General features: G+C 73.5%; 8 protein-coding genes. 3 read left to right on the top strand and 5 right to left on the bottom strand.

What is annotated here, in order from left to right; genetic code table 11:
- Positions 1-11: 11 nt before the first annotated feature.
- Genes IEY71_RS07315 through IEY71_RS07325 form a run of 3 tightly spaced genes read right to left on the bottom strand, consistent with a single transcriptional unit; the run spans position 12 to position 3,055 of the window.
- Positions 12-1,232, bottom strand: coding sequence for an Mrp/NBP35 family ATP-binding protein (locus tag IEY71_RS07315; protein ID WP_189084580.1), 1,221 nt, complete (start codon positions 1,230-1,232; stop codon positions 12-14).
- Positions 1,219-1,737, bottom strand: coding sequence for a DUF1003 domain-containing protein (locus IEY71_RS07320; protein WP_189084581.1), 519 nt, complete (start codon positions 1,735-1,737; stop codon positions 1,219-1,221). Before IEY71_RS07320 ends, IEY71_RS07315 begins: the two co-directional genes overlap by 14 nt.
- Positions 1,724-3,055, bottom strand: coding sequence for a magnesium transporter MgtE N-terminal domain-containing protein (locus IEY71_RS07325; RefSeq protein WP_189084582.1), 1,332 nt, complete (start codon positions 3,053-3,055; stop codon positions 1,724-1,726). Before IEY71_RS07325 ends, IEY71_RS07320 begins: the two co-directional genes overlap by 14 nt.
- Before the next feature lie 324 nt (positions 3,056-3,379).
- Between IEY71_RS07325 and IEY71_RS07330 the strand changes: the two genes are divergently transcribed.
- Both IEY71_RS07330 and IEY71_RS07335 read left to right on the top strand, forming a co-directional pair.
- Positions 3,380-4,225, top strand: a complete 846-nt coding sequence (locus tag IEY71_RS07330; RefSeq protein WP_189084583.1) for a YflT domain-containing protein — start codon at positions 3,380-3,382, stop codon at positions 4,223-4,225.
- Between the two features lie 83 nt (positions 4,226-4,308).
- Positions 4,309-4,626: a PGPGW domain-containing protein gene (locus tag IEY71_RS07335; protein WP_229781567.1), complete on the top strand. Its 318-nt coding sequence runs from the start codon at positions 4,309-4,311 to the stop codon at positions 4,624-4,626.
- Between the two features lie 66 nt (positions 4,627-4,692).
- Here the strand turns inward: IEY71_RS07335 and IEY71_RS07340 are convergent, their stop codons facing one another.
- Together IEY71_RS07340 and IEY71_RS07345 are read right to left on the bottom strand one after the other, a co-directional pair.
- Entirely contained in the window at positions 4,693-6,267 is a 1,575-nt protein-coding gene (locus IEY71_RS07340; RefSeq protein WP_189084584.1) for an aminopeptidase P family protein, read from the bottom strand.
- A gap of 82 nt (positions 6,268-6,349) precedes the next feature.
- Positions 6,350-7,369, bottom strand: a complete 1,020-nt coding sequence (locus tag IEY71_RS07345) for an endonuclease/exonuclease/phosphatase family protein (RefSeq protein WP_308426126.1) — start codon at positions 7,367-7,369, stop codon at positions 6,350-6,352.
- 151 nt (positions 7,370-7,520) lie between these two features.
- On the opposite strand from IEY71_RS07345, the gene IEY71_RS07350 reads away from it, so the two are divergent.
- Positions 7,521-8,390, top strand: coding sequence for a PHP domain-containing protein (locus IEY71_RS07350; protein WP_189084585.1), 870 nt, complete (start codon positions 7,521-7,523; stop codon positions 8,388-8,390).
- Positions 8,391-8,507 lie beyond the last annotated feature (117 nt).

Here is an 8,507-nt window from a genome sequence, read left to right on the forward strand (position 1 = left end):
ACGGGGCGGGCTCAGCGGAGCGAGACGTCGAGACGCCGGCCGGCGAGATTGCGCGGACGGGCCGCGAGCTCGCCCGCCAGCTGTTCGATCGCGCGTGCGGCCGGATCGTCGGGTGCGGCGTGCACGACCGGATCGCCGGCGTCGCCGCCCTCCCGGAGCGCGACCGACAACGGCACGCTCGCGAGCAGCGGCACCGGGGCGTCCTGCCCCTCTGAGAGCCGCCGGGCGACCTCGGCGCCGCCGCCGGAGCCGAACAGCTCGAGCACGGTGCCGTCCGGTCCGGCGAGGCCGGCCATGTTCTCGACGACGCCGATGAGCCGCTGACCGGTCTGCCGGGCGACGACCCCCGAGCGCTCGGCGACATCGGCTGCCGCCGGCTGCGGGGTCGTCACGACGACCACCTCGGCGTTCGGCAGCAGCTGGCCGAGCGAGATGGCGATGTCGCCCGTCCCCGGCGGAAGATCCACGAGGAGCACGTCGAGGTCACCGAAGTACACGTCGGTGAGGAACTGCGAGAGCGTGCGGTGCAGCATCGGTCCGCGCCAGGCCACGGCGACCGAGGACGCGCGCTGGCCGGGCTCCGTCGGCTCGATGAACATGCCGATCGAGATGGTCTTCACCCCGTGCGCCACGGGCGGCAGAATCATCTCGTCGACCCGCGTCGGCTTGGCCGGGGTGCCCTCCGCGTCGACGAGGCCCAGGAGGGCGGGGATCGAGAAGCCGTGCACATCGGCGTCGACGAGGCCCACCGCGAGACCGCGCGCGGCGAGCGCGACGGCGAGGTTCGCCGTGATCGTCGACTTGCCGACGCCGCCCTTGCCGCTCGTGATCGCGATCACCCGCGTCAGGGTGCCCGGCCCGAAGGGGTTGCCCCGCGGGCGGCCGGCGCGCAGTCGCTCGGTGAGGGCGTTCCGCTGGGCGGGCGTCATCACGGTGAGTTCGACGTCGGCGTTGCCGGCGCCGGCCACGGACTCGGCGGCCGTGCGGACGTCGCGCTCGATGCGGTCGGATGCCGGGCAGCCGACGATCGTGAGCCGGACGACCACCCGGACGCGGCCCGACTCGTCGGCCGTCACCGACTCGATCATGTCCAGCTCGGGCAGCGGCCGGCGGATCTCCGGATCGGTCACGCCGCCGAGCGCCGCGGAGACGCGACGCTCGAGCTCGGCGGGGGACCTCCCGCTCGCGCCCGTGTGCGCCGCGGCGCCCGCGTCGGGGTCAGGATGCGGCATGCTCCGCCTCCTCCTCGTCGCGGCGGTCGAGCTCGTCGAGGATCTGGCGCAGCTCCTGACGGATGAACTCCTTGGAGGCGAGCTCCTTCACGGCGAGGCGGAGCGCGACGACCTCGCGGGCGAGGTACTCGGTGTCGGCGAGGTTGCGCTCGGCGCGCTGACGGTCCTGCTGGATCTGCACGCGGTCGCGGTCGTCCTGGCGGTTCTGCGCGAGCAGGATGAGCGGCGCGGCGTAGCTCGCCTGCAGGGAGAGGATGAGCGTCAGTACCGTGAAGCCGAACGCCTGCGAGTCGAAGCGCCACTCCTCGGGGGCGTAGCTGTTCCACATCAGCCAGGCGACGCAGAACACGGTGAGGCCGAGCAGGAACCAGGGCGTGCCCATCGCCCGCGCCACCCACTCGGTGAAGCGGCCGAATCGGTCGCGGTCGCCCGAGAGGCGGAAGGGCGACGATCGCAGCATGCCCTTCGGGGTGTCGAATCGCCGGTCGTCGTCAGCGCGTGCCATCGCCTGCCCTCCTTCCCTGCGGGATGGGGATGCTCCCCGTGGTCAGCTGCGCGCGGGCGGTCGCCCGGCGAGTGAGTTCGTCCTCCTCGGGGTGACTTCGCCAGTCGTCCGGAAGCAGGTAGTCGAGCACGTCATCGATGGTCACCACCCCGACGAGTCGATGCTTCTCGTCGACGACCGGCACCGAGACGAGGTCGTAGCTTGCGAGGATGCGGCTGACCTCCGCGGCCGAGGTGTCGGCACGCACCGGCTCGAGGCCCTGGTCGATGAGCGAGCCCAGTCGCTCGTGCGGCGGGTAGCGGAGCATCCGCTGGAAGTGCACGATGCCGAGGAAGCGCCCGGTCGGCGCCTCGTACGGCGGCAGCGTGACGCAGACCGCGGCGCCGAGCGCGGGCGGCAGGTCGTGCCGGCGGATGAGCGCGAGCCCCTCTGCGACGGTCGCGTCGGCCGAGACGATGATGGGCTCCGTGGTCATCAGACCGCCGGCGGTGTCGGGGCCGTAGGAGAGCAGGAGACGCACGTCCTCCGCCTCCTCGGGCTCCATGAGTTCGAGCAGGTGCTCGCCGCGCTCCTCGGGCAGCTGGGCGATGAGGTCGGCGGCGTCGTCGGGCTGCATGCGGTCGAGCACGTCGGCGGCGCGGTCGTCGCCGAGGCCCGCGAGGATCGTGACCTGCTCCGACTCGGGCATCTCCTCGAGCACGTCGGCGAGGCGCTCGTCGGGGAGCTCCTCGGCGACCTCCTGGCGGCGCTGGGGCGGCAGGTCGAGCAGGGTGTTGGCGAGGTCGGCGGGCTTCAGCTCGGAGTACGTCGCGATGAGCTGCTCGGCGGACTGCGCCTCTCCCGGCGCGTTCGCCTCGCGCACCTCGCGCCAGGTGACGTAGGCGGACTGCCCCTTCGCGAACGGCGAGGCGCTCGCCTTCGGCCGACGCACGAAGAGCTGGTCGACCTCCCACTCGCCGGGCTCGCGCTCCTCGATCGCGACGTCCTCGATGGTGGCCTGCCCGCTGCCGTCGTTGAAGGCGACCTTGCGGCCCAGCATCTCGGCGATGACGCGCACCTCACCGCCGCGCTGCTCGAAGCGGCGGAGGTTGATGAGCCCGGTCGTGATGACCTGGCCGCCGCCGATGGAGGTGACGCGGCCGATGGAGAGGAAGACGCGGCGCTTGCCCGGCACCTCGACGATGAGCCCGACGACCCGGGGCGGGTCCGATTTGCGGTAGACGACGAGGACATCGCGCACGCGGCCGACCCGATCGCCGGCGGGGTCGAAGACGGCGCACCCGGCAAGTCGGGCGACGAAGACTCTCGTGGCGCTCACGGATACCAACCTAGTCCCCGGTCCTGAACGCGGAGCCCGTCGGAGCCCCGGCGCTCCGAGCTCATCGAGGGGTGGGGTGGTTCCCCGAGTTCGTCGAGGGGTGGGGTGGTTCCCCGAGTTCGTCGAGGGGTGGGGTGGTTCCCCGAGCTCGTCGATGGGTGGGGTGGTTCCCCGAGCTCGTCGAAGGGGCTTCCGCTTCGACAAGCTCAGCGGACCAAGCGCTTCGACAAGCTCAGCGGACCAGCCGGTCGTGTTCGCTCCTGGCGCGTCCGTTCCGGGCACGATTCTCCGGCTCAGCCGAGGTGCGCGTGGGACAATGGCGCCATGAGCAGCTCTTCGCCGTTCGGCGGCCGCCTGGCCCAAGCGTTCCCGACCCTGCCCAAGGGTGAGACGGTCGCGAGCTACGAGACCTACGCCGAGGCGCAGGCCGCCGTCGACCGGCTCGCGAAGGCCGAGTTCCCGGTGAAGGAGCTCGCGATCGTCGGCACCGACCTCACGAGCGTCGAGCGCATCACCGGCAAGCTCACCTGGGGGCGCGTCGCGGGCGGCGGTGCGCTGTCCGGCGCGTGGTTCGGCCTCTTCCTGGGCCTGCTGTTCTTCATCTTCGCGCCGAGCGGGCCGACGCTCGGCATCCTGGGCGCCGCGGTGCTCATCGGAGCCGGCTTCGGCATGGTCTTCGGACTCGTCTCGTACTCGATCAACCGCCGACGGCGGGACTTCACCTCGGTCATGCAGGTGCTCGCCACCAGGTACGCGATCATCGCCGAACCGCAGCACGTCGACCGCGCACGCAATGTGCTCGGCGTCGACGCGCCGCCCGCCGCGACGCAGACCGGCGGCGGCTGGTCGACCGGCTGGTCGTCGCGCGACGACGCCGCCCGATCGAATGCGAGCGCCACGCCCGTCGTGGATGCGCCGACGGCGACTGCCGGACCGGCGGCTCCCGGGGCCCCGGCCGAGGGCTCTGGTGAGGAGGGGCGCCCGCTGACCTACGGCGAAGCACTGGACGCCGAGCGGCGCGCGAAGGCTCGCGAGGCGGCGGCCCGGGCGGCGGAGCAGCGTGCCGCAGCTGAGCAGGCTGCGCGCGAGGCTGCGGCGGCCGAGGCATCCGCGCCCGCCGACTCCACGGTCGAGCCGCCGAACTCCGACACCGAGCGCCCGCGCGACTGAGCGGGAGTTCCGAGCGACCCTGAATCGGGCATCGCGTTGAGTTTCGCCGGAAACCTCCAGAAACGCGATATATCGTGTCGCGCATGGTGACCGAACGTGCGCTCGAGGTCGAGATCGCCGCGGGCGAGCGGCCCGACCGGCCGCTCAGGCGGATGCTCCGCGCGCTCCGCAGTGCGATCGGCCGCAGACCCTGGCTGTTGCGCGGCTATCGGATCGGCGTCGGCGTGCTCGGCGGCCTGGTGCTCGTCCCGCTCCCGGGCCCGGGTTGGCTGATCGTGTTCCTCGGCCTCGCCGTGCTCGGCACGGAGTTCGCGTGGGCGCAGCGCATCGCCGCGTGGCTCAAGCGTCGGCTGGCGAGCTTCTGGGCGTGGTGGCGGGCGCGCCGAGCAGCGCGCGCGTGAGCGGGAACGGCGCGGAGCCGGCATCGCCGGTCCGCGCCGTTCCGTCGTGGCTGGTGGCGCAGCGCCTCAGCCGCGCGCGCCCCGGACCCAGGCCTCGACCTCGGCGGCCGTGCGGGGGATCGCGGCGGACAAGTTCACCGCGCCGTCGGCGGTGACGACGATGTCGTCCTCGATGCGAACGCCGATGCCGCGGAACTCCTCGGGCACCGTCAGGTCGTCGGGCTGGAAGTAGAGGCCGGGCTCGATGGTGAACACCATGCCCTCCTGCAGCTCGCCGTCGAGGTAGAGCTCGCGTCGTGCCTGCGCGCAGTCGTGCACGTCGAGTCCGAGGTGGTGGCTCGTGCCGTGCACCATGTAGCGGCGGTGGAACTGGTTCTCGGGCTGCAGCGACTCCTCGGCCGACACGGGCAGGAACCCCCACTCGGCGGTCTTGCGGGCGATGACGGCCATGGCGGCCGCGTGCACCTCGCGGAAGACGATGCCGGGGCGCACGATCGCGAAGGCGGCGTCGGCGGCCTCGAGCACCGCCTCGTAGACCTGGCGCTGCACAGCGCTGAACTCGCCGTTCACCGGGAAGGTGCGGGTGATGTCGGCGGTGTAGTAGCTGTCCATCTCGACGCCGGCGTCGAGCAGCACGAGATCGCCGGGGACGACGGGGCCGTCATTGCGGGTCCAGTGCAGGATCGTCGCGTGCGGGCCGGCCGCGGCGATCGAGCCGTAGCCGACGTCGTTGCCCTCGAGGCGGGCGCGGGTGGCGAAGACGCCCTCGATGACGCGCTCGCCGCGCACCTCGCTCGTGATGCGGGGGAGTTCCTGCAGCACCTCGGTGAAGCCGCGCTGGGTGGCGTCGACGGCGGCGCGGAGCTCCGCGAGCTCGTACTCGTCCTTCGTGAGCCGCAGCTCGCTCAGGGCGCGCGCAAATTCGGCGTCGGGCTCGTGCTCGCCGCCGACCTCGAGCGAGAAGGGGGCGTCCTGCGCGTTCTCGCTGAGCGCGCGCTCGGCGGCGAAGCGGATGCGTGCGTGATCGATGCGCTCGGTGACCGCGGGGTCGGCCTCGCGGACGATCAGGGTCGCCGTGTCGGTGGCGTCGACGACCGCGTCGAAGCCGGAGAGGTCGGCGGCCGCGATCGCGAGCTCGGCGGCGACGTGCGCGACCGAGGGACGGGCGCCGATCCAGAACTCGCCGATCGCCGGGTTCGCGTAGAACTCCTCGGAGTCGCGGCCGGCGCGCTCGCGGAAGTAGACGGTGGCGTCGTGCCCGCCGACGCTGTTCGGCTCGAGCACGAGCACGGCGCCGGGCTCACTGTCGGAGCCCCAGCCGGTGAGGTGCGCGAACGCCGAGTGGGCGCGGAACGGGTAGTCGGTGTCGTTCGCCCGCTGCTTCATGTCGCCCGCCGGCACCACCAGGCGCTGACCCGGGAACTGGGCCGAGATCGCTGCGCGGCGCTCGGCCGCGTACGGCGCCTGGCGGCGTGCAGCGGGGAGCGCCTCGTCGCGCTCGGCCCAGCCGCTGCCGATGAAGTCCTTGAAGCCCTCGGAACCGGGGGTCGTCGAACGGTTCGCGTTGCGTCCGCTCTGCTCGTCGCTGTGCTCGCTCGCGCCCTCGGGCGCGGTCGTCGTCGAAGTATCGCTCGTGGCCATGCCCCCATTCTCGCACCAGGAAGGTGGATGGCGGCCGGGAGCAGCCCTGCCGGAGGAGGGCCGCGCTGAGACGACGGCGGGCTCAGTCGCCGGCGCGGACGAGGGAGGCCACGACGGGCCGGTGGTCGCTGCCGGAGGCGTCGAGCGAGTCGACGACCTGGAAGGACTCGACCGTCCAGTCCGGCGTCGCCAGCACGTGGTCGATGGGACTGCCGAGCAGCGCGGGCACGTCGGTCGGCCAGGTGCCGACCCCTGCGGCCCCCGCGGCGTTCGCGGCGTCGGCGCAGCGGCCGAGGTCGCCGCCCTCGCTGCCGAGCCCCGCGAAGTGGTCGACCGTGGCGTTGAAGTCGCCCGCCATGATCACGTTGTCGCCGGCGCACTGCTCGGCGATCCAGCCGAGGTCGCTGCGCCAGTTGCGCAGCTCCCAGCGCACCGGGGCGACGGCGTGCACGGCGACGATCCGCGGGCCGTCGCCGTCGACCGGCACCGCGACGAGCGAGGGCACCGTGTTGGTGTTGTCGGGCGGCCCGGGCCAGTCGGGGCTGACGACCGTGTACTCGCCGAGCTCGCTCGAGACGAGCAGCGTCGTCGATCGGGCCTTCGCGATGTCGTCGAAGGCTTGCCAGTGCACCCACATCGGGCGGCCGCCCTCGCGCATCGCGAGCGCGACCTCTTCGCCGAACGGCTCGGTGGTCTCGGGCAGCACGACGATGTCGGCGCCGCGCTCGAGCGCGAGCTCGGCGACGACCGCGGCGTCGGGCTCTTCGCCGAGCGTGTTCCACGCCAGCACCGTGACCGCGTCGGCCGACGAGGCATCCGAACCGCCGATCCCGCGCACCGCGAGCACCGCCGCGTTGCCGCCCGCGAAGAGCAGACCCACCGTCAGCATGGCGACGGCGAAGGGGCGGACGCGGCGGCCGAGGGCGAGGAGCGCGAATACGACGGCCGCGACGACGCCGACGAGGACGCCCGCGCCCCGCAGGGCGACCACGTGCGCGGCGACCCACTGGTCCTGCAGGCCGACGCCCTGCGGCCAGACGAGCACGGCGCCGATGACGGCGGAGGCGAGCACGACGAGCCAGCCGAGCAGACGGAGCAGCATCCCTCCAACCTAGGCGGCGGCCCGCGGCGACGCCGGGGCATCCGCCGTGCGATCGCTGGGAGTCGGCTGAGGCGGAGCTGTGGAGGAGGAGGGATGCCTCGCCGGCCCCCACGCGGCCGGGAGCCGCGTCCCGCGGGCATAGCATGGAGGGATGGCCGAAGCCCCCGCCGTCGCCCTCGAAGCCGATCTGCACGTGCACTCGACGGTGTCCGACGGCACGGGCGCGCCCGCGCAGCTCCTCTTCGAGGCGGCTGAGGCCGGGCTGCAGGCCATCGCCCTCACCGACCACGACTCGACCGCGGGGTGGGCCGAGGCCGCGGCCGCCGTCCCCGCGAGCGGGGTCGCGCTCATCCCCGGCATGGAACTCTCCACGCGCGAGGGCTACCACAGCGTGCACATGCTCGGCTATCTGTTCGACCCCGAGCACCCGGCCCTCGTGGCGGAGACCCGACGCATCCGCGAGTCGCGGCTGAGCCGCGCCGAGCAGATCGTGCGCCGCATCTCCCGCGACTACCCGCTCACCTGGGACGACGTGCTCGCGCACTCCGCGGAGGGCGCGACCATCGGCCGGCCGCACATCGCCGACGCCCTCGTCGCCCGGGGGCACGCGCCCGACCGCTCGGCCGCGTTCGCCGGCATCCTGCACCCGCGCTCGGGCTACGCCGAACCGCACTACGCGCCCGACCCGATCACCGGGATCCGGCTCATCCGCGAGGCCGGGGGAGTCCCGGTGCTCGCGCACCCCGGCACGCGAGGCTCCGACGCGGTGGTCGCGCCCGGGCGGCTCGCGCAGCTCGTCGAGGCCGGGCTCTTCGGCCTCGAGGTCGACCATCCCGAGAACGAGCCCTCCGCGCTGCCGCGGCTGCGCGAGCTCGCGGCGCAGTTCGGTCTCGCGATCACCGGGTCGAGCGACTACCACGGCGACGGCAAGCCGAACCGGCTCGGCGAGCAGCGCACCGCGCCGGAGGTCGTCGCACGCCTGATCGCGGAGGGCCGAGGCAGCACCCCGGTCCTGCCCTAGGCGCGCCCGCCCGGCGGGCAGCCCGGAACGGCGGAACGCCGGCCGCCCGAGGGCGACCGGCGTTCCGGATGGAGCGGCGGTCAGGCCTGCGGAGCCGCCTGGCTCGCGCCGGCCGAG

Origin of the sequence: Agromyces mediolanus (assembly GCF_014648575.1) — a bacterium.
GTDB classification, from domain to species: Bacteria; Actinomycetota; Actinomycetes; order Actinomycetales; family Microbacteriaceae; genus Agromyces; species Agromyces mediolanus.

Coding starts and splice junctions, on each gene's coding strand:
- IEY71_RS07315 (WP_189084580.1), bottom strand. CDS start 1,232: ATGCCGCATCCTGACCCCGACGCGGGCGCCGCGGCGCACACGGGCGCG.
- IEY71_RS07320 (WP_189084581.1), bottom strand. CDS start 1,737: ATGGCACGCGCTGACGACGACCGGCGATTCGACACCCCGAAGGGCATG.
- IEY71_RS07330 (WP_189084583.1), top strand. CDS start 3,380: ATGAGCAGCTCTTCGCCGTTCGGCGGCCGCCTGGCCCAAGCGTTCCCG.
- IEY71_RS07335 (WP_229781567.1), top strand. CDS start 4,309: ATGGTGACCGAACGTGCGCTCGAGGTCGAGATCGCCGCGGGCGAGCGG.
- IEY71_RS07340 (WP_189084584.1), bottom strand. CDS start 6,267: ATGGCCACGAGCGATACTTCGACGACGACCGCGCCCGAGGGCGCGAGC.
- IEY71_RS07345 (WP_308426126.1), bottom strand. CDS start 7,369: ATGCTGCTCCGTCTGCTCGGCTGGCTCGTCGTGCTCGCCTCCGCCGTC.
- IEY71_RS07350 (WP_189084585.1), top strand. CDS start 7,521: ATGGCCGAAGCCCCCGCCGTCGCCCTCGAAGCCGATCTGCACGTGCAC.